We start from the raw sequence: 22,615 nt of genomic DNA, 5'->3' as shown, positions 1-22,615 counted from the left end.
CCGTACGTTGTCGGCCCCCGAAGGGAACCCGGTCGGCGGCGCTCAGTGCGCCGTGAGCCGGGTGGCGAGCCGGTCGAGGGCGCGCTGGGCGGGGCCCGGGTCGGCCCCGGGCGTCCCCGCCGACAGGAACGCGAACGCGAGGAGGTGCCCGCTCGCGTCGACGACCGTCCCGGCCAGGGTGTTGACCCCGGCCCCGCCCAGGGTGCCGGTCTTCGCGCGGACCAGGCCGGTCGCCGCGGACGCCGTGCCGTAGCGGCCGCCGAGGGTGCCGGTGAACCCGGCCACGGGCAGGCCGGTGAGGATCGGGCGCAGCTCGGGGCGGGCCGGGTCGGCGGCCTTGGCGAGCAGCCGGGTGAGCAGGCCCGCGCTGACCCGGTCGGCCCGGTTGAGACCGCTGCCGTCCGTGAACACCGATCCGTCCAGGGGGAGTCGGAGCTTGGCGAGCTGGGCGGGCACGGCCGCGGCGCCCCCGTCGAAGCTCGCGGGGCGGCCTGTGGCGAGGGCGGTCTGGCGGTTGAGGGCCTCGGCGATGTCGTTGTCGCTGTTGGTCAGCATCCGCTCGACGATCTCGGGCAGCGGCGCGGAGAGCGTGCGCGCCAGCTCCTTGGCCCCGGCGGGCGCGGTGCCCGCCACCGGCGCGGCCACCCGCAGCCCGTGCCCGCGCAGCAGCTCGGCGAAGGCCCGCGCGGTGTCGCCCGCCGGATCGCCGGTGCGCGGCGCGGGCCCGCTGTCCGAGGAGTCCGCGCGCCCCTCGTCCGTCATGAGGGGGACGACCGGCGCGAGGTTCTCGTTGGGGCCGATCGGATGCACCGCGGGCCCGCTGAACAACGAGGTGTCGTACGCCAGTTGTACGGGGCCCGCGGGACGCGCGCCCAGGGCGCGGGCGGTGTCGTCGGCGAGGGCGGCCAGGCGCGTCCTGTCGAGGGTGGGGTCGCCGCCGCCGACGAGGGTGAGCGCCGCGGCGTCGGCCGGGGCGAGCACGGTGGTGGCGAAGCGGTGGTCGGGCGGGAGCGCGGTGAGGACCGCGGCCGCCGTCGCGATCTTGATGGTGGAGGCCGGTGTCATGGCCGCGTCCGCGCGGGCGGCGTACAGCTCCTGGCCGGTGGCCGTGTCCAGGACCGAGGCCGCCGGGTGCGGGCCGAGCGCCGGGTCGTCCAGGAGCGGGGCGAGGGCCGCGGGAAGGGCGGCCGGGACGGGGGTGCCGGCCGGAGCACCGAGCGCGGTGAGCACGCTGGGGGCGCTCGGCGCCGGAGCCGGGGCCTCCGCATCCGTGGGCCGCTGGTGATGTGCGCCACCCCTGGCGCCCCACGATGCGGCCCGCTCACGCTCGGCCGTACGCTGGCCTGAGTCCCACGGTCCGGCCACGGCCACCGCCCCGGTCGCCAGTGCCAGGCCGACCGCCGCCGCACCCGCCGTGAGCTGCCATGTCTTGGGTCCCGGCACCGAGGACCAGCCCCTTTCGCGATCACACACCTGCGTGAGGGACACTTAATCACCAGAACTGCGTCCTGCCGCGAACACGGCATCGGCGCAGCACCCGTCCGATGCATGTGCTGATCATGGAGGAGAGCCACCCGTGGAGTTCGACGTCACCATCGAGATCCCGAAGGGGTCGCGGAACAAGTACGAGGTCGACCACGAGACCGGCCGGATCCGCCTGGACCGTCGACTCTTCACCTCGACCAGCTACCCGGCCGACTACGGCTTCGTCGAGGACACCCTCGGCGAGGACGGCGACCCGCTGGACGCCCTGGTCCTGCTGGACGAGCCGACGTTCCCCGGCTGCGTCATCAAGTGCCGCGCGATCGGCATGTTCCGGATGACCGACGAGGCCGGCGGCGACGACAAGCTGCTGTGCGTCCCGGCGTCCGACCCGCGCGTGGAGCACCTGCGCGACATCCACCACGTCTCCGAGTTCGACCGCCTGGAGATCCAGCACTTCTTCGAGGTCTACAAGGACCTGGAGCCCGGCAAGTCCGTCGAGGGCGCCAACTGGGTCGGCCGCGTCGAGGCCGAGGCCGAGGTCGAGGCCTCGTACAAGCGCCTGGAGGCGCAGGGCGGCGCGCACTGACGCACGTTCTTCCGTGACAGCGGGCGGCGCACCCTCGGGGTGCGCCGCCCGCTGTCGTACCAGCTCATGACGGCCCACATACTGGGCACACGCACGCAAGCGGCCGGAGGGAGGCATGGGACCAGTGGTGGCCGAGCAGCACGACATGGTCGAGGACCGCAAGCCGCAGTCCGACGAGGCACGCAGCGCTTTCGCACCCCCCGAGGGCGTGGAGCAGCCGCACGTACTTGAGGAGGACTCGCCGACCTCCGAGTTCGCGCTGCCCGCCGGGCTCACCACCCCCGTCGTCGAGACGCCCGCCGACCAGGCCGCCTCCGCGTTCGCCACGCCGAGCACCTACAGCGCCCGGGACACGCCGAACGCGCTGATCACCACCGCGGGCCTGCCGCTGGTGCGGCTCTCCAAGGACGCGCCCTGGCAAGACCGCATGCGCACCATGCTGCGGATGCCGGTGGGCGAGCGGCCGGTGGCCGAGCCGATCCAGAAGCACGACGACACCGGCCCGGCCGTGCCCCGCGTGCTCGACCTGACGCTGCGTATCGGCGAGCTGCTGCTCGCGGGCGGCGAGGGCGCCGAGGACGTCGAGGCCGCCATGTTCGCGATCTGCCGCAGCTACGGCCTGGACCGCTGCGAGCCCACGGTCACCTTCACCATGCTCGCCATCACCCACCAGCCGTCCCTGGTGGACGACCCGGTGACGGCCAACCGCACGGTGCGCCGGCGCGGCACCGACTACACCCGCCTGGCGGCCGTGCACCGGCTCGTCACGGACATGACCACCGAGGACCACGAGGTCTCCCTCGAAGAGGCCTACCGGCGGCTCGCGGAGATCCGCCGCAACCGCCACCCCTACCCCGGCTGGGTCCTGACCACCGCCTGCGGGCTGCTCGCGGGAGCGGCGTCCGTGCTGCTCGGCGGCGGCGTCGCGGTGTTCCTGGTGGCGGCGGTCGGCGCGGTCCTCGGCGACCGGCTCGCCTGGCTGTGCGCGGCCCGCGGGCTGCCGGAGTTCTACCAGTTCGCGGTGGCAGCGATGCCGCCCGCCGCGATGGGCGTCGCGCTCAGCCTGCTCTCCTGGAACCTCAGTCCCACCGCGGTGATCACCGGTGGCCTGTTCGCGCTGATCCCCGGGCGGGCCCTGGTGGCGGCCGTCCATGACGGCCTGACCGGCTTCTACGTCACCGCCTCGGCGAGGCTCCTCGAAGTCGGGTACTTCTTCGTCGCGATCGTGGTCGGCGTCCTGACCGTCCTGTACGGCGGGCTCCAGTTCCACGCCGAGCTCAACCCGGAGGGCACGTTCCAGCCCATCGACCGCCCGGTCGTCCAGATCCTGGCGTCGTTCGTGCTGTGCCTGACCTTCGCCGTCCTGCTCCAGCAGGATCGTTCCACCGTGCTGATCGTGGCCGCGAACGGCGGGGTCGCCTGGGTGGTCTACGCGGCCGTCGCGATCACCGCGAAGGGCTCGCCGATCATGGCGACGGCGATCGCGGCCTGCCTGGTCGGCCTGTTCGGACAGCTGCTCGCGCGGTACTGGAACACCTCGGCGCTGCTGTACGTCACCGCCGCGATCGGCCCCCTGCTTCCGGGTAGCGCCACCTATTTCGGGGTGCTCTCGATCGCCAAGAACCACATGGACCAGGGCATCGCCTCGCTGGCCAAGGCGTCCGCGCTCGCGCTCGCCATCGCGATCGGCGTGAACCTCGGCAACGAGATCGCCCGGCTCTTCCTCAGGTCGCCGGGCGCGGGCCGCGCCGCGGCGAAGCGGACCCGCGGGTTCTAGCGGGGAGCTCGCGCCGGGGCGCTCCCCGGGGCGCGGCGACCAGCCACCACCGACCCGCGGGAGAAGCGTCCCCTTCCGGCGGAGCGCTACCGCTTGGCGTGGCGGCCGCCGCGCTGCGGCGCCTGACCGGGGCCGCCGGGACCCTGGGCCACCGGCGGGTTCTTCTTCGCCTTCGAGCGGGCCCGCAGGAACTCGATGGCGATCGGCACGACCGAGATCAGCACGATGCCGACGAGGATCAGCTCGATGTGCTGGTGGACGAAGGCCACGTTGCCGAGCGCCGCGCCGAGCAGGGTGACGCCCGCGCCCCACAGGCTGCCGCCGATGACGTTGAAGATGACGAACGAGCGGTAGTTCATGCCGCTGACGCCCGCGATGATCGGCGTGAAGGTGCGCACGATCGGCACGAAGCGGGCCAGGACCAGCGACTTGGGACCGTACTTCTCGAAGAAGTCGTGGGCCTTCTCCACGTTCTCCTGCTTGAAGAGTCTGGAGTCGGGCCGGCTGAAGAGGGACGGGCCCACCTTCTTGCCGAACAGATAGCCCACCTGGTCACCGAGGACCGCGGCGAAGACGACCAGCACGCACACCAGCCACAGCGGGGTGTCCAGCTTGCCGGTGGTGACCAGCAGGCCGGTGGTGAACAGGAGCGAGTCGCCCGGCAGGAAGAAGCCGATGAGCAGGCCCGACTCGGCGAACACGATGATCAGCAGGCCGACCAGGCCGAAGGTCTGGAGCAGATAGTCGGGGTCCAGCCAGCTCGGTCCGAGGGCAAGGGAAGTCACGGGTACCGGGCTCCTGGGTGTGGGTGTCGGGCGGGCTGTCTGCCGTCGGCAGCCAAAGTTATCAACGTAACGCGCGAAAGCCTGGTTCCAGGGGCAGGCTGGGTAGGGCCGACAAGGGCTACCGGAAGGGGAACCACATGGGCATCGAGGAGTACGGCGGCGGACAGGGCCCGCAGGCGGACGTCCTGGTGGTGACCACCAACGACGTACCCGGCTACACGGTGCAACAGGTCATCGGGGAGGTCTTCGGGCTCACCGTACGCTCCCGGCACCTGGGCAGCCAGATCGGCGCCGGCCTCAAGTCCATGATCGGCGGCGAGTTGAAGGGCCTGACCAAGACGCTCGTCGAGACCCGGAACCAGGCGATGGAGCGGCTGGTGGCCCAGGCGAAGGCCCGGGGCGCGAACGCGGTCCTGATGATGCGGTTCGACGTGACGGAGGCGGCGGACGTGGGCACGGAGGTGTGCGCGTACGGGACCGCGGTGGTCCTGGCCCGCACCTGACGCGACCCGGCCGGGCCGACGGCACGCGTCGGCCCGGTGGCGCCCCTCCCCTGTCCCGAAAGGTGGTCGACCCCCCATGGCACTGCACCGTGGCGGCAGCGAGAAGGAGCACACCGACGAGAAGGAGTACGCGCGGCTCGCGCTCAACCCCTTCTACGGGGAGGCCGACCCGGTCGGTTCGATGACCTCGGCGCCGCCGCGGCACCGGCTGCCCGACCGGCCGCTCGCGCCGATGACCGCGTACCAGCTGGTCCACGACGAGCTGATGCTCGACGGCAATTCCCGGCTCAACCTGGCCACCTTCGTCACCACGTGGATGGAGCCGCAGGCCGGGGTGCTGATGGCGGAGTGCCGCGACAAGAACATGATCGACAAGGACGAGTACCCGCGCACCGCCGAGCTGGAGCGGCGCTGCGTGGCGATGCTCGCCGACCTGTGGCACGCGCCGGACCCGAACACCGCGGTCGGCTGCTCGACGACCGGCTCCAGCGAGGCGTGCATGCTGGCGGGCCTGGCCCTCAAGCGGCGCTGGGCACTGCGCAACGCGGACCGCTACCCCTCCCGCGAGGCCCGCCCGAACCTCGTCATGGGCGTGAACGTGCAGGTGTGCTGGGAGAAGTTCTGCAACTTCTGGGAGGTCGAGGCGCGCCAGGTGCCCATGGAGGGCGACCGCTTCCACCTCGACCCGGCGGCCGCCGCCGCGCTCTGCGACGAGAACACGATCGGCGTCGTCGGGGTGCTCGGCTCCACCTTCGACGGCTCCTACGAGCCCATCGGAGAGCTGTGCGCGGCGCTCGACGATTTGCAGGAGCGTACGGGGCTGGACGTCCCGGTCCACGTCGACGGGGCGTCCGGGGCGATGGTCGCGCCCTTCGTCGACGAGGACCTGGTGTGGGACTTCCGGCTGCCGAGGGTGTCCTCCATCAACACCTCGGGGCACAAGTACGGCCTCGTCTACCCCGGGGTGGGCTGGGCGCTGTGGCGCACGGCGGCCGAGCTCCCCGAGGAACTGGTCTTCCGGGTGAACTACCTCGGCGGCGACATGCCGACCTTCGCGCTGAACTTCTCGCGGCCGGGGGCGCAGGTGGTGGCGCAGTACTACACGTTCCTGCGGCTGGGCCGGGAGGGCTACCGGGCCGTCCAGCAGACCACCCGGGACGTCGCGCGGGGGCTCGCGGAACGGGTGGAGGCGTTCGGCGACTTCCAACTCCTCACCCGGGGTGACGAGTTGCCGGTGTTCGCCTTCACGACGGCGCCGGAGATCAAACGGTACGACGTGTTCGACGTCTCGCGCCGGCTGCGCGAGCGGGGCTGGCTGGTGCCCGCGTACACCTTCCCGGCGAACCGGGAGGATTTGTCGGTGCTCAGGGTGGTCTGCCGCAACGGCTTCTCCTCCGACCTGGCCGCGCTGCTCGTCGAGGACCTGGGCCGACTACTGCCCGAACTCCGCCGCCAATCCGGCCCTCTGGGCCGCGACGAGTCCGTGGCAACAGCCTTCCACCACTAGACCCCGCTCGCGCCTCAAGGGCGCTCGTCCTCAATCTCCCCCAAGGCCTCAAGGGCCAGGGGGGACCCCCATGACGGGCTGAAGATGCTCCTGCCGGCCAGCACCAGTACTGCCAGGGGCGCGGGGAACTGCGCGAGCAACCACGCACGATCCGCAGCCGAACGACACCCCCGGCGGGTTGAGGGAAGGGGCGGGGAGGGGCGCCCCGGGGTCTGGGGCGGAGCCCCAGCGCACCCCGGGCCACGCACGCCGAGCCAAGGAGCACCCCGCCCCGGCCGGGGCCGACCCAGCCGCACCCCGAACCAAGCCGCCGCCCCCTACCCGCCCAACCGCCCAAACCGCCGGACGGCAAGCGGCAGGAACACCCCCACCAGCCCCACCGACCACACCACCGCCAACCACCCCGCATGCCCACCCGCCCAGGACGACGCACCCTCCCCCGCCCCGAACAACCCCCGCACTGCCGTAGCAGTCGCAGACAGCGGGTTCCATTCCACGACCACCCCCAACCACCCCGGCATCGACGCCGGCACGGCGAACGCGTTGGACAGGAAGCCGACCGGCCAGATCAGGATCTGGACCGCCTGCACCAGCTCCGGCCGCCCCGCGACCATCGCCAGATGGATGCCGACCCACAGCATCGCGAAGCGGAGCAGCAGCAACAGCCCCAGCGCCGCCGGAAAGCCCGCGCCCATGTCCGGCCGCCACCCGATCGCGTACCCCACGCCGATCATCACGACGAGCCCCGCCGCCGACTGCAGCATGTCCGCCACCGCCCGCCCCACCAGCACCGTCCCCGACACCATCGGCATCGAGCGGAACCGGTCGACCACGCCCTTGTTCAGGTCCCGCGTCACCGCCAGCATCGTGCCTTCGAGGCCGAACGCCATGGTCAGCGCCAGCATGCCCGGCACCAGGAAGTCGACGTACGGGCCCGACACGCCCCGCCCGCCGCCCACCAGGTAGCCGAACACCAGCAGCAGCATCACGGGAAAGACCAGGCCCACCACAACCTGCACGGGCTGCCGCGCCCAGTGCGCGAGTTCGCGCCGGGTCATCGTCCAGGAGTCCGTCACCGCCCAGCCGACCGCGCTCATGCCGCCACCCTCTGCTGGTCCCGCTCGCGTTCGGTCAGGGACAGGAACACCTCGTCGAGCGTCGGCCTGCGCACCGCGATGTCCTCCGCCTCGATGTCCGCCGCCGACAGCGCACGGACGACCCCCGCGAGCGCCGTCATCCGGTCGGCGACCGGCGCGCTCAGCAGCCGCCGGTCCCGGTCCACGGCCACCTCACCGAGCCCCAACACCCTGACAGCGCGATCCAGTTGACCCGCGTCCCGTACGACCACCTCGATGCGGTCCGAGCCGACCGTCGCCTTCAGCTCGTCCGCCGTGCCCTCGGCGGCCACCTTGCCGCCGTCGATCAGCGAGATCCGGTCCGCCAACTGGTCGGCCTCCTCCAGGTACTGCGTGGTCAGCAGCACCGTCGTGCCGCCGCCCACCAGCGACCGCACCGCCTCCCACACCTCCGCCCGGCCCCGCGGATCGAGCCCGGTGGTCGGCTCGTCCAGGAACAGCACCTCCGGGTCGGTGATGAGCGAGGCCGCCAGGTCGAGGCGCCTGCGCATGCCCCCGCTGTACTGCCCGACCGCCTTGCGACCGGTGTCCGCCAGGCCGAAACGGGCGAGAAGCTCGTCCGCCCGCGCGCCCGCCCGGCGCGCCCCGAGATGGTGGAGGCGGCCGAACATCTCCAGGTTCTGCCGACCGCCGAGCTCCTCGTCCACCGCCGCGTGCTGCCCGAGCAGCCCGATGCGCCGCCGCACCGCACCCGCCTCGCGCCGCACGTCGCGCCCCGCGACCAGCACGCGGCCCACGTCCGGGCGCAGCAGCGTGGTCATGATCCGTACGGCGGTGGTCTTGCCCGCACCGTTGGGGCCGAGCACCGCGTGCACCGTGCCGCGCCGCACGGCCAGGTCGAGCCCGTCGAGCACCCGCTTCGTCCCGTACCGCTTGCCCACGTCCTCCACGACAATCGCGTTCGCGTCCCTGCCCACGTCAGGCACTCTCTCCTCCTCCGGTCACGTCGATCGAGGGGGTCACCGACAGCCCGCCCCGATCGCAAGAGGCCCTCGGCCGACACCAAGGCAACCCCAGTAATCAAACTTGACTACGCGGTACAAGGTAACCGCCTGCCCAGCACTCGTCAAACTTGATTAGAGAAGATCCCCCGGATCCCGCTCCCCCGTGGCGTACGGGTTCTCCTCGTCCTCGGCCAGTACGCCCACGAACGGCTCGCCCTCGCCCGCGAAGACGTACGCGCCGCCCTCGATACGGGCGATGAGGCCACGGGTCCACTCCGCTTCCGCGTCCGCCGAGTGGACCCACATGTTCATGATCTCGCCGATGTGGCCGAACTGGGCGGGCCCCTCGGACGGCGTGTAGTACTCCGTCGCCGAACGCCGCCAGGCCGCCAGCTTCTCCAGCCGGTCGCCCAGCAGGGCGACCGCCTCGGCGCGCGGCAGGTCCACCATGAAGCCGAGCGCGGCCGAGAGCACGTCCATCTTCTGGTCGAAGGAGGCCAGCGCCTCACGCAACAGCCGGAAGTACTCCTCCCGGCCCGCCTCGGTCAGCTCGTACTCGGTGCGCGGCGGACCGCCGACCGTGCTGGGCGCCACCTCGTGGGCGAGGAGCACGCCCTGCTTCGCCATCTGCTTGAGCGCGTGGTAGATCGAACCCGGCTTGGCGTTCGACCACTCGTGCGCGCCCCAGTACTCGAGGTCGTTGCGCACCTGATAGCCGTGCGCCCGGCCGTGCTGACGTACCGCGCCGAGAACCAGGAGACGGATCGTTGACATGGCCGCAAGCGTATGACCTCAGCTGTTCGCGAGGGCAACCAGCTCGAAGGCCGTCTTTCCGTCGAGCGATTCGCGGACGATGTCGGCGTGCCCGGCGTGCCGGGCGATCTCCTCGACGAGGTGGAGCAGCAGCCAGCGCATGGAGACCCGGCCCTCCTTGGGGAACCACGGCGCGTCGGGCAGCGGGAAGGTGTCGTCGAGGGAGGGCACCTTGCTGATGAACTCCTCGGTCTGGGCGGCCACTTCGTCCCAGAACGCGAGCATGCCCTCGACGCTCTCGTCGCCCATGAGCTGGAAGCTCTCGTGCCAGTTCGACTGGTCGCGCTGCTTCTCGTTGGGCTGCTGCTGGGCCATCCGCAGCCAGTTCAGTTCACACTCGGCGACGTGCTTGACCAGCCCGGAGAGCGACAGCTCGCTGGCGCTGGGGCGGGTGGCGGCCTGCTCGTCGGTGAGTCCGATGAGGGAGCGGCGCAGCGCCCCGCGCTGGGCCTCGACGAAGCCGAGAAGAGCGCCGCGCTCGTCGCCGTGCGCCTCTGCGGGAACGTGAGTAACCATGATCCAACCGCCTTCTTTCGGTGCTGCCTGCTGACAAGAAACACGTTAGAGAGGAAAGAGGTCAGATCCTGTCCTCTGTCAGCGGCCATCCGCCTGCGGTCATCGGGCATCCGTCAGCGGGCATCTGTCAGCGGTCTGCGGCCAACCGCCCTTGGAAAGCTGGCCTCTGCCATCTGTCAGCCATCAGTCATCAGCCGTCAGCTGCCATCCGCTTCCCACCGGGCGGCCGGGCCCTCGCAGTGGGCGGGCCCTCGCAGTGGGCGGGCCCTCGCGCGCCTCAGAACGGGAACGGGCTGCGCTCGTGCTGGACCGAGATCCACTTCTGCGTGGTGAAGGCCTCGACCGTCGAGTCGCCGTTCAGCCGCCCGAGCCCCGAGTACTTCTCACCGCCGAACGCGACCAGCGGCTCGTCCTGGATCGTCGAGTCGTTGACGTGCATCATCCCGGTGTCGATCCGCTTGGCGAACCGCACTCCGCGTTCGACGTTGGCCGTGTGCACGGCACCGCTGAGTCCGTACGGGCTGTCGTTCGCCATGCGTACGGCCTCCTCCTCCCCGTCGAAGGGGATGAGCAGCGCCACCGGGCCGAAGATCTCCTGGCGCAGTACGGAGGAGTCGGCGGGCAGGCCCATGAGCACGGTGGGCTCCACCAGGTTGCCGCGCGTGCGACCCCGTACGAGCGCCGTGGCACCCTCGGCGAGGGCCTGTTCGACCAGCGAAGTCAGCGCCTCGGCCTGGAAGTTGTTGATGACGGGGCCGATGTCGGTGGCCGGGTCGGCGGGGTCGCCGGTTCTCAGCGAGGCCACCTTCGCGAGGAACTTGCCCGTGAACGCGTCGAGGATCGACCGGTCGACGAGGATGCGGTTGGCGGCCATGCAGACCTGGCCCTGATAGACGAAGCGGCTGAAGACCGCCGCGTCCACCGCGTAGTCGAGGTCCGCGTCGTCAAGGACGACCAGGGCGCTGTTGCCGCTCAGTTCCAGGATGACGCGCTTGAAGTGGCTGCCGGCGACCGAGGCGACGTGGCGGCCGGTGCGGTCGGAGCCCGCGAACGAGATGACCTTGGGGACGGGGTGCTCTATCAGCGCGTCGCCTATCTCGGCGATGTCGGTGACCAGGACGTTCAGGAGCCCGGCGGGCAGTCCCGCGTCCTTGAATATCTTGGCTATGAGCCCGCCGCCGACCACCGGCGCGTTCTGGTTCGGCTTGATGACGACCGCGTTGCCCAGCGCGAGCGCCGGAGCGATCGACTTGATGGTGACCAGGAACGGGAAGTTGAACGGGCTGATCACGCCGATCACGCCGACCGGGAGGCGGTAGACGCGGTTCTCCTTGCCGTCGACCGGCGACGGCAGGATGCGGCCCTCGGGGCGCAGCGCCAGCTGGATCGCCTCGCGCAGGAACTCCTTGGCGAGGTGGACCTCGTACACCGCCTTGAGCCGGGTGCCCCCGAGCTCGCTGATGATCGCCTCGATGATCTCGGGCTCGCGCTCCTCGGTGATGCGCAGGGCGCGCTCGAAGACGAGTCTGCGGGTGTACGGATTGGTCTCGGCCCACTCCCGCTGGGCGCGCTCGGCCGCGCGGTAGGCCTCGTCGACCTCCTCGACGGTGGCGACGGTGATGGTGGCGAGCTTCTCCCCGTTGTACGGATCGAAGTCGATGATGTCCCACGACCCGCTGCCGGTGCGCCACTGGCCGTCTATGAACTGGTGGGCGAGGTCGGTGAAGAAGGACATGCCATCCCCTACTGCTGTGTCCGCCGGCTCCGCGCGGTCAACCGCGTCACTGGCCTGATGTGACGTCATCCTACTGATGAGTCAGCTGAGTTGGAGGAGTCCGCGCAGAAGATCGCGGCTTTCCTCCGGGCCGGGGCTGTCCTCTTGCAGGCGTGCCATCGCCCGCTCGTACTGCGCTACCTCTTCGGCCTTGTCCAAATACAGTGCGGAGGTGAGCTGTTCGAGATAGACGATGTCCGACAGGTCCGACTCGGGGAACCGCAGCATCGTGAAGGCGCCGCTCTCCCCCGCGTGCCCGCCGAAGCTGAACGGCATCACCTGGAGGTTGATGTTGGGCTGCTCCGACATCTCGATCAGGTGCCGCAACTGGCCGCGCATCACGTCCCGTTCACCGTAGGGGCGGCGCAGTGCGGCCTCGTCGAGCACCGCGTGGAACTGGGGGGCGCGCTCCGACACGAGGGCCTTCTGCCGTTCGAGTCGCAGCGCGACGCGCTTGTCGATCTCGGCGCTGGGCGCACCGCGCATGCCCCGCGACACGACGGCGTGCGCGTACGCCTCGGTCTGCAACAGGCCGTGCACGAACTGGACTTCGTAGATGCGGATCAGCGAGGCCGCGCCCTCCAGACCGATGTATGTCTGGAACCAGCCCGGCAGCACATCGCCGAAACTGTGCCACCAGCCCGCGATGTTGGCCTCTTTGGCGAGGCTGAGCAGCGCGGTGCGCTCCGACTCGTCGCCGACGCCGTAGAGCGTGAGCAGGTCCTCGACATCCCTGGCCTTGAAGCTCACCCGCCCCAACTCCATACGACTGATCTTGGACTCGGACGCCCGGATCGAATAGCCGGCTGCTTCCCGCGTGATGCCGCGCGACTCGCGCAGGCGCCTCAGTTGAGAGCCCAGCAGAATGCGCCGGACCACCGAGCCTCCGCCGGCCTCGACTGCACTCGGCCGGGGGGATCCCCATGCCTCCCCTGCGGTCACTTCGCCGTCCTCCCCATCCAATGGTGGTGGGCAGTCTGCCATCAAAACGCTTCACCCCGTACCCGCGTGATTACGGAAATGGTCAAGGAGCGAAATCGGCCTGGCGAACTTCTGAGGAAGAAATGAGCAAGAAACGGCACGGTCAGGGACAGGTCGGTCGCGTGCACGTGCATCTGCCCTTGCATCGGGCCGAAGCATTCGGAACCATGGTCCTCGCGCACCTGCGTGCTCAACTGCGTCTAGTCGCTTGCGTCCTGTACCGCCACGGCCGCGAACCCGGGAGTGCCTCGCATGGGGACGAATGGATCGACCATGCTGGAGCCTTATGAGCCCTTAAGGCAGGCGCTTCCTCCCCTTGACCCGTCGACCGTGGCGGGTTCCGCGTCCTGTGCGCTGCCCGCGCGCTACGAAGCGGTGCGCGGAGCACGGAAGTTCACCAGGTCGACCCTCACGCAGTGGGAGCTCGGCGAGCGTTTCGACGATGTCGCCCTCGTCGTCTCCGAGCTCGTCACCAACGCGCTGCGGCACGCCCTGCCTGCCGACACCCCGCGCGAGACCGAGGTGCCGGTGCGGCTCCATCTCATGCGCTGGACGAGCCGGTTGGTGTGCGCGGTGCGCGACCCCAGCAACGAGAGCCCGGTCGAGCGCGCGAGCGACGACTTCGGCGCGGAGTCCGGCCGGGGCCTGTTCCTGGTCGAGTCGTTCGCCGACAGCTGGGGCTGGCACCCGCTGTCGGAGGCGATCAGCGGCAAGGTGGTCTGGGCGCTGTTCCGACTCCAGTCGGCGGACTGAGCGGAAAACCGCCCTTCACCCTCCGCAGTCGGCCAGCGGCCAGCGGCCAGCGCCCAGCGCCCAGCGCCCAGCGAAGTATCGACGCCCGTTACCCGTTGCCGGTCACCTGTTGTCGGTTGCCTGTTGCCCGTTACCTCACAGCTCACCTGTTGTCCGTCGGTCAGCTATCAACGTTTGTCACGTGTCAACCGACAGCCAGGCATCGCCCTACGCCCGACATCTGTCCGCTGACAGCCATCGTCATCCGTCAGTCAGCTATCAGATGGTCGAACTCGCCATCCTTGATGCCGAGCAGCATCGCCTCTATCTCGGCCCTGGTGTAGACCAGCGCCGGACCGTCCGGGTGGCGCGAGTTGCGTACCGCCACTCCTCCGCCGGGCAGTTTTGCGAATTCGACGCAGGATCCCTGCGAGTTGCTGTGCCTGCTCTTCTGCCACGCGACACCCTGAAGCTCCGCTGCCGCCATGCCGTTGTACGCGTGGTGCAAGGTCGCTCCCGGGATGTGCAGACGTGCAACTGTGAATGGTCAACTGCCCCGGATCATAGCTGTGTTCATGTGCGCCTGCATGGGAAGATGCACGTGCACGCGGGGTGCCCGGGCGGTTACAGCCGCTCCACCACACCCCGCGGCACGTCCATGACGTACGAGCGCCGGCCGCCGCCCATGATCTTGCGCGCCATCACCTGTGCCGGGTCGTCCGGATCGAATCCCTCGTGTACGAGGAACAGACGCGTTCCACGGCTCTCTGGTTCAGAGCGTCCGCGTGATCGTCCAGTCGACGCCGCCCCCGGCCTCACGCCTCCAGGAACGCGTCGAAAGCGGGCGGTAGGCGTTTCCAGGAGGCCCGGCCCTCTGCGTACTCCGCGTCGGTGAGCAGGCAGGAGTCGAGCAGCCCGGCCAGGGCCTCGCGGTCGAGGCCCGGCGAGGTGAAGACGAGGTGCTGGCAGCAGTCGCCGTGCTCGGGGTGCCAGTCGAGGGCGGCCGCCGCCCGGCGTACGGGCGGGACCATCTCCCAGGCTGCGTCGGGCAGCGAGGCGAGCCAAGGCCCCGCGCTCTCCACGCAGAGCGCGCCGCCCGCGGCGTCCCAGGCGAGGAGGGTGTCGGGCCGGTCGGCGAGCCAGAACCGGCCCCGGCTGCGGGCGGCCGCACAGCACAGCTCCTCCAGCGCCTCGTACAGCCGCCCCGGGTGGAAGGGGCGGGTGCGGTGCCATACGTAGGTGAGGACCCCGGCCTCGTCGGCGTCCTGCGGCAGCAGCGCGCACGCCGGGTGCTGGCGGGCGGCGGCCGCCTCGACGTCGAACCCGGCGAGAGCGGCCTCCGCCAACTCCGGTGACTCGTACGGGATGTGGCGTGCGGTCGGATGCAGCTGGGCCAGCAGGGCCCGGTCCTCGTCGTCGGCCCCGTCGCCGTCGACGATCGCGAGGACCGGGGCGTACTCCAGCTGGCGCGCCCAGGTGTCGGCGACCGTGCGCCGGTCGGAGGCCGCCGCCGCCAGGCCCGCCGCGGCGAGGTCGTCGCCGTTGCCCAGGCAGGGCAGCAGGAGGGCGGGGTCCACGGCGGTGACGACCGAGGTGACCGCCAGCGCCCCGGCCCGTGCCGCGACGACTTCGGCCATGGCCCTGGGCTCGACCGAGTCCCACAGTTCGACGATCGCGAGCCGGGTGGTGCCGCCGTCCGCGAGGCGCAGGAGCTCGAGGACCAGGTCCTCGCGCAGGGCGCAGCACGCGCAGTCGTCGACCAGCGGGGCCTCGCCCTCCTCCCGTACGCCCAGGGTGTCGCGGATCGTACGGCGGACCGTGCCGTGCGGGGCCGACGTCAGGTCGTGGTGGAGGGCGACGCTGCCGGGCACGGTGTGCAGCAGCCGGTCCACGACGGCCCGGCGGGCGTCGGCGTGCAGCCCGCCGACGATCGCGACGGGCAGCTTCCGCTCGGTCATGCCGCTCCGTACCGCCGCTCGAAGCGCTCGACGCGGCCCGCCGTGTCCAGCACGCGGGCGTTGCCCGTATAGAAGGGGTGGCTCAGGGCGGAGATCTCGACGTCGACGACCGGGTAGACGTCACCGTCCTCCCACTCGATGCGCCTGGTCGCGCTCGACGCCAGCGTGGAACGGGTCAGGAAGGCGTGGCCCGCCGCCTTGTCGCGGAAGACGACGGGTCCGTACGCGGGGTGGATCGAAGGCTTCATCGCTTTCAGCGCTCCTCTCGGAAGTCGACGTGGCGGCCGACGACCGGGTCGTACTTGCGGATGGTCATGCGGTCCGGGTCGTTCCGGCGGTTTTTCCGGGTGACGTAGGTGATAGGGGCCTCCCCTGTTCGAGCGGAGCCGAGAACGTGGGGAACGGTGCCTGCTGTGGAGCGGAGCTTGATGACCGGACGGAGTTCGTTGCGCGTCATGGCAGCCAGTATATGGAAATGGTTTTCATTTGCAAGAGAGGCTAGGGTGGGCCCGTCATCAGCCGCCAGAGAGGAATGACCATGTCTGCCCGTTGTCAGCTGACCGGTGCCAAGCCCGGGTTCGGCAACCGCATCTCGCACTCCCACCGGCGTACGTCCCGCCGCTTCGACCCGAATGTCCAGCGCAAGCGGTACTGGCTGGCGAGTGAGGGCCGTCATGTGCGGCTCGTGCTCAGCGCGAAGGCGATCAAGACCGTCGACGTCATCGGCATCGAGGCCGCCGTGGCCCGGATCCGTGCCCGCGGGGTGAAGGTCTGATGGCGAAGAAGAGCAAGATCGCGAAGAACGAGAAGCGCAAACTGATCGTCGCCCGGTACGCCGCCCGGCGGGCCGTGCTGACCGCGATCATCCGCAGTACGTCCGCGAGCGAGGAGGAACGGGTCGCCGCTCGGGGCGAGTTGAGCCGCCAGCCGCGGGACGCGAGCGCCACCCGGGTGCGCAACCGCGACGCGGTGGACGGGCGGCCGCGCGGACACGTCCGCAAGTTCGGGCTCTCGCGGGTGCGGCTGCGGGAGGAGGCCCACGCCGGATTCCTGCCCGGCGTGCGCACATCCTCCTGGTAGGGCGCGTCGGCCCGGCTGGTAGCTTGTCGCGGTCCCGAAACACCGTCCAACAGGGGGAAGACAAGCCGTGCACAGGCACATACGTACCGCCGGGTTCGCCGCGGCCGGGCTCTCGGTCGCACTCGTCCTCACCGGCTGCGGCAGCAGCAAGAGCGACGACAAGCCGGCCGCCAAGTCGCCGTCCGGCTCCGCCAGCACCTCCGCGGCACCGGGTGGCGACGGAAGCCCGGCCAAGGGCAGCGACCTTCAGGGCAGTTGGACCGCGACGACCGGTGGCAAGACCGTCGCCATGGCCATCGCGGACAAGGGCGTGGGGCTGCTCTCCCCGCACGTCTGCTCCGGCACTGTCGCCGAGGGCGCGGGCATGACCATGCTCACCCTCAAGTGCGCGGACGGGAACACCGAACGCACCCAGGGCATGGCCACGCTCAAGGGCGGCAACCTGGAGGTCAAGTGGGAGGGCGGAAAGACCGACTCCTTCACCCGGGGCAAGACGGGCTCGCTCCCGACCGGCCTCCCCACGGCCGGCCTGCCCACCCCGTAAGACCTCTCAACTCCCCTACGGGTTCGGCGAGCTGGTGTCGGTGAGGGCGTCGCTGAGATCGTCCAGGCAGTGCAGGACGAGACCGGCGCCCCGGCGCACCACACGGTCGGGGACGCCCTCGCCGTCCCACGCGTCCAGCGCCCGCTCGACCTCGTCCCAGCGCGGAACCCGCCGCTCGCGCACCGCCTTCGCACCCTGCTCGGTGGCGTCGCGCAGCGCGTCGGCGAGTTTCGCGGCGGCGGGGACGGGCACCGCGTCCCGGTCCGGCAGATGCGCCTCCATCAGCATGGCCGTACGCCCCAACTGGCTGAGCGCGTGGTCGGCCTCCTCGGCCGTCGAACGCGACAGGCCCCGGTGCCGCACCGGCTCGTGGGTGGCCTTGTCGAGCGCCTCCTGCCAGGCGATACGGGCCTCGCGGGTGTCGAGCAGCGCCTGGCGGACCTCGTCGGAGCCGCGGCCCGGGTCGGCGTAGTGGGCGATGACGGCGGCGGCGTAACGGCCGTTGGCGGCCAGCCAGTCGGCGAGCCGGGTGCGCAGCCTCGGGGTCTCCCACGCCGGGTAGACGGCGTACGAGACCATCGCGAGCGCGCCCCCGATCAGCGTCAGGAACACCCGGTCGGGCACGGTCTGGGTCCACTGGAGACCGCCCATGCCGAGCAGGAACACGACGTACGCGGAGACGCAGCCGCTCAGCACCGCGTACCCCGTACGCATCAGCAGGTACGCCAGGAACGCGCAGGCCACCGCGATGACGGCGGACAGGCCCGTGTCCGGATGGGTGAGCTGCACGATGCCGGTGGCGAGCGCGACGCCGACGAGGGTGCCGCCGAACCGGGCGACCGCGCGGGCGTAGGTGAGCGAGAAGTCCGGGCGCATCACCATCACGGAGGCCATCGGCGCCCAGTAGCCGTGGCCGAACGGCAGGACGTGGCCGAGGAGGTAGCCCGCCGTCGCCACCGCGCAGACCCGCACCGCGTGCCGGAACACCGGGGAGCGGCGGCGGCCCAGTTCGTCGCGCATGGTGCGCAGCGCGAGCGGGACCAGGCGGGGCAGGGTGGGCCTGAGCAGCGGTTCCGCGCCGGTGCCGCTGCCCCGGGCCATTTCGACGACGTCCGCGAGCAGCGCGATGAGCCGGGCGGCGGCGCGGCGGGCCGGGCCGGTGAGCACGGCTCCGGTGTCGGGGGTGGCGAGCGCGGCCGCCGCGGCGGGCGGGATGGCGGGGCTCTCGCCGTTCCGGATCGCACGCGCGGCACCGTCCAGCACCGTGGCCGCCGCGGCGAGCAACTCCCTGACCCGGTCGCGTTCGACGCCTTCCAGGGGCACGCCGAGCGCCGGGTCGGCGAGCGAGGCGAGCACCGGCCGGATCCGCTCGGCGACGCCGCGGGCGCCGTGCAGTTCGGCCGGCCGGCGGCGGGCCTCGCGCGGGGTGACCGCGGCGGCGAGCCGGGCGGTCATCAGGGGCTCGGGGTCGAACGGCGCGACCGGGTCGTGCCGCAGCCGCCGCGCGTAGTCGGCGACGGCGGCCAGAGCGTCGGCGAGCGCGTCGCGCTGCGCGCCCCATCGGCGGATGGGGAACAGGACCACCAGGGCGGCCTGGACGACCCCGCCGAACGCGATCATCCCCGCGTGGCCCGCGGCCTCGACGAGGGAGCTGGGCAGGGTGACGGTGACCAGCATGATCGCCGCGTTCGACGAGGCGATCACGCCGACGGTCGGGCCGACCGCCCACGCCAGGCCCGCCAGGAACGTCCACAGGGCGAGCAGCAGCAGGAAGAACGGGGAGTGCGTGCCGACGAGGTAGCCGAGGAAGGTGGAGATCGCCAGCGAGAGGCCGGAGGCGAGGGCAAGCACGGGCCTCGGGCGCCAACTGCGCTGGTACGTGGCGATGGCGCCCTGGAACGCGCCGAACGCGGAGCTCGCGGCGACGGAGGGGCCGAACAGGGTGAGGCTGATGCCGACCACGATGGCGAGGCCTGCCGCGCCGCGCAGGGCGACGAGGGGTTCCAGCCGCCGTCGCTCGACCCTGAGCCCCGAGCGGGCGGTCTCCTTCAGCGCCCGGAGCCAGCTCATGATCCCGAGGGTAACGGGGAGGTTGCCCTTCCGTCCGCCCCCGCCCCGGCGGCCCCCGCTCGCGCCGTCCCGACGCCGGGTGCCCGTCGCCCTTCCTGGGGTGGCTGCCCGCATGCCCCCGCGGGGGTGGCTGCCCGCAGGCCGGGCGGGGTGTTTGCGCAGTTCCCCGCGCCCCTATCCCTCTTCGGCTGCGGGCCGTGGGTGCTTCTCGCGCAGTTCCCCGCGCCCCCAACCCCCCTACGGCCGCAGACCGTGCGTGGTTTCTCGCGCAGTTCCCCGCGCCCCCAACCCCCCTACGGCCGCCGACCGTGCGTGGTTTCTCGCGCAGTTCCCCGCGCCCCCAACCCGCCTCCGGCTGCGGGCCGTGCGTGGTTCTCGCGCAGTTCCCCGCGCCCCCAACCCCCCTTCGGCCGCCGACCGTGCGTGCCTCTCGCGCAGTTCCTCGCGCCCCTGGGACCCCTCGGCTGCGGGCCGCAGTTGCTCGCGGCCCTGGGCGTCTAGATGGTGCCGGACATCCACAGGCGGAAGCGGGCGTTGGGGGCGTCTTCCTTGCAGGGGTAGAGGCGGGCGAGCGCGCCCTGGTTCTGGCCGCCCCACATGTTGACGCAGTTGCTCGTCGCCTTCATCGGCTGGAACCGGATGTAGTTGCCGCCCCCGTCGTTGCCGACGGTGTTGAAGGCCGCGTCGGCGCTGTCGCAGTTGTTGAACAGCTTGATGTAGTCGCCCGTGGTGTTGCCGCCCCTCCAGTTGTTCAGACAGAAGGACGGCCACGCGGCGCTCTGGATCTTGAAGTGGCTGGCGCCGGCGTCCAGGATGTTCCACTGCTGGGCGTTGGTTCCGTTGCACGGCCACTGCTGGACGACCTGCCCGTTGGAAGCGCTTCCGTTCGGGATGTCCAGGCAGTAGCCGTCCGCGATGTTGATCGTGACGTTGGGCTTCGGAGCCGCCTGGGCCGCGGTGGGGGTCAGCAGGGTGCCGAGGGCTGCGGCCAGGGCGAAGGCGGCCACGGCGGAAGAGCGTATGCGCATGTGAGGATTCCCCGAAGAGGTGTGGAGGCGGGGGCGCTCCGTCGTACGGTCCCCCGCGGCAGGTGTCGCACCGGACGGCGACAACGGGAACCTAGCGCTCCGCGCGGGCCTTACCGCCGTCCCACCCCCGTCCCGCCGTCCCGGGGCCAGGTCCGGGACGGCCTGCGCTCGGCCCACCCGCGCCCCCGGAGGGTCTCGGCGGGTCAGGGCCTGCCCGGGAGACCGCGGTGGGGGGTGCGGTGGGCCTGGTCCGCCGCGGCCCGCCCGTCCCGCCAACCGGACTCGTCCGACGCCCCCCGGACCCGCGTCGACACCGTCCGGGGAAACATCTCCTCCGCCCGCCCGGCGACCGCCACCGCCCGCGTTGCCAGGACGGGCAGCAGCTCACCCCCGTACGACGCCTCCACATCCCGCGCCGTAGCCGTCAGCAGGTCCCCCAGCCGCCCCGCGTAGGCGAGCAGGAAGGACTGCCGGAACGTCTTGGTCCGCTTGCGTCCGCCCGCCCGCTGCGCCGCCTCCGCCCGCGTCATCGCGGCCGTGCCCTGCACGAGGAGGGAGGTGTGAAGGAGCTCGACCACCTCCAGGTCCCCCTCGAAGCCGACCACCGTCGAGAAGCCGAGCTCGGCGTTCCACACCGCCCGGCAGTGGTTGGCGGAGGCGACCGCGTCGAGCAGGATCGCCTTGGCCGTCTCATACGGCGCGTCCACCCCGATCCGGCAGGCGCCCGGCACCTCCCCGCCGGGCCCGCGCCCCGCGAGCAGCGCCTCGTCCACGCTGTGCCGGGCCATCAGCTCCTGCGCCTTGGCGCTGAGCGCCTCCGCCTCCTCGGGGAACCCGGTCGCCTCGGCCTTCGCGAGCAGCGCCCGGATCCGGGCCAGCGTCTTGGGTTCGCCGTGCACCGGCGGCCCGAGCGGCGAGGCCCCAGGCACCGGCCCGGCGGGCTCGATCGCGGGCAGCGCGAGCAGCAGCCGGTACAGCTCCAGGACGACGGTCGCGTACGAGAAGCGGTCCGCGCGCCAGGGCTCCTCCGGCAGGTCGGCCACCTGGCCCTGCCAGCGCGGGGGCAGCCGGTCGTAGCGGACGAGTTCGTCGCGGATCAGGCCGCTCAGGACGCGCAGGTGCGGCTCGTCCAGGTCGCGCCGTACGATCCGGGCGACATCGGCGGGCTGCCAGCCCCGATCCCAGGCGCGCCGCACGAACTCCCGCCCGCGCAGGGCGAGTTCGCTGTCCGCGTCCGGTGCGGCCGCGAGCAGCGATGCGCCGGTGTCGAGGGCAGCGTCGCCCTCGATGTACAGCGCCGCGGCGAACGCGAGGTCGACGGCCTCCGTCCCAGCGCCCTGTGTTCCGCCTGCCATGAACGTGCCTCCGTGCCGATCGCCGCGCCGCCGACCCCGATGGTCCCAGCAATCGAACGGAACCACGAAACGGCGGGCGCGGCCCAGAACCGGCCACCCACAGGCTGTGGACGAATTCCCGGCGCGCCGATCCCGCGTCCACGCGCCACGATGAAACCGTCCGGCGGCGCGGAACGTCCAGGAGGTGCGCGGTGTGCTCAAGGGCCAGGACCACAGCCCCGCGTTCCGTGCGCGTTCCGCTTGAAACCGGGAGCGCCGGGCACCCGAACGGACAAGGAAACGAAAGGATCGCCGTGTTGCGCCTGCGTACCGCCCACATGGCAGCGATCGCCCTCCTCACCGCCGGCCTGACCCTGACGGCCTGCGGCAACGACAGCGGCGGCTCCGGCAAGGTCTCCACCGACACCCCGAGCAACACCGCCACCGGCACCGGCACCGGCACCGGCACGAGCTCCCCCGGCGTGAACGGCGGCCGGAGCATGGCCCCCTCCGGCGGCAGCGTCGGCGGCGACACGAACGCGGGCACGGGCAGCGGCACCGGAGCGGGCGGCGACCACTGCCTGACCTCCCAGCTCGGCTTCGCCGTCGCCCCCGGCAGCGGGGCGCGGTCGAAGGGCTCGCAGGGCGCCGTCACCATCACGCTCACCAACAAGGGCGCCAAGGCGTGTGTGATGAAGGGCTATCCCGGCGTGGACCTGGTGGGCGGCTCCACCAAGTGGTCACTGACGCGCTACACCGCCGAGTCCCCCTCGACGGTCACGGTACGGCCGGGCGCGACGACCACCTTCAACATCTTCTACCTGCCGTTCAGCAAGGGCGCCGGGCAGGAGTTCCAGCCGAAGAGCATCGTGGTCACCCCGCCGAACGAGACCCATGCCCACACCCTTCCCTGGGACTTCTCCTCGGTCCTGCTCCAGGACGGGGCGACGCATCCCGGCACCTACGTCAGCCCCGTCGGCTCCAAGTAGCGGACGGACGGCGGGAGTCGGACCCTTTGAACGGGGCCCTTGCTTCGAGCGCACACCAACAGGCTTTGATGGG

24 protein-coding genes are annotated in these 22,615 nt (G+C 71.6%); 9 read left to right on the top strand and 15 right to left on the bottom strand.

The features are described 5' to 3' along the window. Positions 1-42: 42 nt before the first annotated feature. Positions 43-1,443, bottom strand: coding sequence for a D-alanyl-D-alanine carboxypeptidase/D-alanyl-D-alanine-endopeptidase (gene dacB, locus DT019_RS25085; protein ID WP_114039150.1), 1,401 nt, complete (start codon positions 1,441-1,443; stop codon positions 43-45). A gap of 133 nt (positions 1,444-1,576) precedes the next feature. Between dacB and DT019_RS25080 the strand changes: the two genes are divergently transcribed. After that, a complete protein-coding gene (locus DT019_RS25080) occupies positions 1,577-2,071 on the top strand; it encodes an inorganic diphosphatase (RefSeq protein WP_053731216.1) in 495 nt (164 codons plus the stop codon). 124 nt (positions 2,072-2,195) lie between these two features. Then, positions 2,196-3,848, top strand: coding sequence for a threonine/serine exporter ThrE family protein (locus DT019_RS25075; RefSeq protein WP_114039149.1), 1,653 nt, complete (start codon positions 2,196-2,198; stop codon positions 3,846-3,848). A gap of 86 nt (positions 3,849-3,934) precedes the next feature. Here DT019_RS25075 and DT019_RS25070 read toward each other — a convergent pair whose 3' ends face one another. Continuing rightward, positions 3,935-4,633 carry a DedA family protein gene (locus DT019_RS25070; RefSeq protein WP_114039148.1) on the bottom strand — a complete coding sequence of 233 codons (699 nt, stop codon included), beginning with the start codon at positions 4,631-4,633 and terminating at the stop codon, positions 3,935-3,937. A gap of 137 nt (positions 4,634-4,770) precedes the next feature. On the opposite strand from DT019_RS25070, the gene DT019_RS25065 reads away from it, so the two are divergent. Together DT019_RS25065 and DT019_RS25060 are read left to right on the top strand one after the other, a co-directional pair. Then, complete coding sequence (locus DT019_RS25065) at positions 4,771-5,136, top strand: YbjQ family protein (protein WP_114039147.1); 366 nt, start codon at positions 4,771-4,773, stop codon at positions 5,134-5,136. A 76-nt stretch (positions 5,137-5,212) separates the two neighbouring features. Next, complete coding sequence (locus DT019_RS25060) at positions 5,213-6,643, top strand: glutamate decarboxylase (protein ID WP_114039146.1); 1,431 nt, start codon at positions 5,213-5,215, stop codon at positions 6,641-6,643. A 317-nt stretch (positions 6,644-6,960) separates the two neighbouring features. Here the strand turns inward: DT019_RS25060 and DT019_RS25055 are convergent, their stop codons facing one another. From DT019_RS25055 to DT019_RS25030, 6 genes are all read right to left on the bottom strand, one after another. Next, the gene (locus DT019_RS25055; RefSeq protein ID WP_114039145.1) at positions 6,961-7,740 is read right to left on the bottom strand and encodes an ABC transporter permease; all 780 of its coding nucleotides are present in this window, start codon (positions 7,738-7,740) and stop codon (positions 6,961-6,963) included. After that, entirely contained in the window at positions 7,737-8,696 is a 960-nt protein-coding gene (locus DT019_RS25050) for an ATP-binding cassette domain-containing protein (protein WP_114039144.1), read from the bottom strand. The genes DT019_RS25055 and DT019_RS25050 overlap by 4 nt, the downstream gene beginning before the upstream one ends. Positions 8,697-8,855: 159 nt before the next feature. After that, on the bottom strand, positions 8,856-9,497 hold the full coding sequence (locus tag DT019_RS25045) for a PadR family transcriptional regulator (protein ID WP_114039143.1): 642 nt from the start codon (positions 9,495-9,497) through the stop codon (positions 8,856-8,858). A gap of 18 nt (positions 9,498-9,515) precedes the next feature. Continuing rightward, positions 9,516-10,052, bottom strand: coding sequence for a DinB family protein (locus DT019_RS25040; protein ID WP_114039142.1), 537 nt, complete (start codon positions 10,050-10,052; stop codon positions 9,516-9,518). 277 nt (positions 10,053-10,329) lie between these two features. Beyond that, positions 10,330-11,787: an aldehyde dehydrogenase family protein gene (locus DT019_RS25035; protein ID WP_114039141.1), complete on the bottom strand. Its 1,458-nt coding sequence runs from the start codon at positions 11,785-11,787 to the stop codon at positions 10,330-10,332. 81 nt (positions 11,788-11,868) lie between these two features. Next, positions 11,869-12,768 (bottom strand): helix-turn-helix domain-containing protein, encoded by a 900-nt coding sequence (locus tag DT019_RS25030; protein WP_114039140.1) that lies wholly within the window; start codon positions 12,766-12,768, stop codon positions 11,869-11,871. A 291-nt stretch (positions 12,769-13,059) separates the two neighbouring features. Between DT019_RS25030 and DT019_RS25025 the strand changes: the two genes are divergently transcribed. After that, on the top strand, positions 13,060-13,560 hold the full coding sequence (locus DT019_RS25025) for an ATP-binding protein (RefSeq protein WP_114039139.1): 501 nt from the start codon (positions 13,060-13,062) through the stop codon (positions 13,558-13,560). A 247-nt stretch (positions 13,561-13,807) separates the two neighbouring features. Here the strand turns inward: DT019_RS25025 and DT019_RS25020 are convergent, their stop codons facing one another. From DT019_RS25020 to rpmG, 4 genes are all read right to left on the bottom strand, one after another. Further along, positions 13,808-14,047, bottom strand: a complete 240-nt coding sequence (locus DT019_RS25020; RefSeq protein WP_114039138.1) for a DUF397 domain-containing protein — start codon at positions 14,045-14,047, stop codon at positions 13,808-13,810. Between the two features lie 307 nt (positions 14,048-14,354). Beyond that, a complete protein-coding gene (locus DT019_RS25015) occupies positions 14,355-15,497 on the bottom strand; it encodes a CobW family GTP-binding protein (RefSeq protein WP_114039137.1) in 1,143 nt (380 codons plus the stop codon). Then, positions 15,494-15,745: a type B 50S ribosomal protein L31 gene (locus DT019_RS25010; protein WP_114039136.1), complete on the bottom strand. Its 252-nt coding sequence runs from the start codon at positions 15,743-15,745 to the stop codon at positions 15,494-15,496. Before DT019_RS25010 ends, DT019_RS25015 begins: the two co-directional genes overlap by 4 nt. A gap of 5 nt (positions 15,746-15,750) precedes the next feature. Continuing rightward, positions 15,751-15,954, bottom strand: a complete 204-nt coding sequence (gene rpmG, locus DT019_RS25005) for a 50S ribosomal protein L33 (protein ID WP_114039135.1) — start codon at positions 15,952-15,954, stop codon at positions 15,751-15,753. Between the two features lie 81 nt (positions 15,955-16,035). Between rpmG and rpmB the strand changes: the two genes are divergently transcribed. The 3 genes from rpmB to DT019_RS24990 all read left to right on the top strand — a co-directional run bounded on the left by rpmB (position 16,036) and on the right by DT019_RS24990 (position 17,121). After that, positions 16,036-16,272 carry a 50S ribosomal protein L28 gene (gene rpmB / locus DT019_RS25000; RefSeq protein ID WP_114039134.1) on the top strand — a complete coding sequence of 79 codons (237 nt, stop codon included), beginning with the start codon at positions 16,036-16,038 and terminating at the stop codon, positions 16,270-16,272. Next, entirely contained in the window at positions 16,272-16,577 is a 306-nt protein-coding gene (gene rpsN / locus DT019_RS24995; protein ID WP_114039133.1) for a 30S ribosomal protein S14, read from the top strand. The genes rpmB and rpsN overlap by 1 nt, the downstream gene beginning before the upstream one ends. A 67-nt stretch (positions 16,578-16,644) precedes the next feature. Then, positions 16,645-17,121, top strand: a complete 477-nt coding sequence (locus DT019_RS24990) for a hypothetical protein (protein ID WP_114039132.1) — start codon at positions 16,645-16,647, stop codon at positions 17,119-17,121. A 15-nt stretch (positions 17,122-17,136) separates the two neighbouring features. Here DT019_RS24990 and DT019_RS24985 read toward each other — a convergent pair whose 3' ends face one another. From DT019_RS24985 to DT019_RS24975, 3 genes are all read right to left on the bottom strand, one after another. Then, positions 17,137-19,191, bottom strand: a complete 2,055-nt coding sequence (locus DT019_RS24985) for an FUSC family protein (RefSeq protein WP_114039131.1) — start codon at positions 19,189-19,191, stop codon at positions 17,137-17,139. Positions 19,192-19,688: 497 nt separating this feature from the next. Further along, entirely contained in the window at positions 19,689-20,219 is a 531-nt protein-coding gene (locus DT019_RS24980) for an RICIN domain-containing protein (protein ID WP_114039130.1), read from the bottom strand. Between the two features lie 203 nt (positions 20,220-20,422). Continuing rightward, a complete protein-coding gene (locus tag DT019_RS24975) occupies positions 20,423-21,574 on the bottom strand; it encodes a DUF2786 domain-containing protein (RefSeq protein ID WP_114039129.1) in 1,152 nt (383 codons plus the stop codon). Between the two features lie 296 nt (positions 21,575-21,870). Between DT019_RS24975 and DT019_RS24970 the strand changes: the two genes are divergently transcribed. Beyond that, complete coding sequence (locus DT019_RS24970; RefSeq protein ID WP_147267348.1) at positions 21,871-22,542, top strand: DUF4232 domain-containing protein; 672 nt, start codon at positions 21,871-21,873, stop codon at positions 22,540-22,542. The last annotated feature ends 73 nt before the right edge of the window (positions 22,543-22,615 follow it).

The organism is Streptomyces sp. SDr-06 (genome assembly GCF_003324565.1).
Lineage (GTDB): Bacteria > Actinomycetota > Actinomycetes > Streptomycetales > Streptomycetaceae > Streptomyces.
The sequence above is the reverse complement of the archived record's forward strand: the minus strand, read 5'-3'. Positions and strand labels throughout refer to the sequence as shown.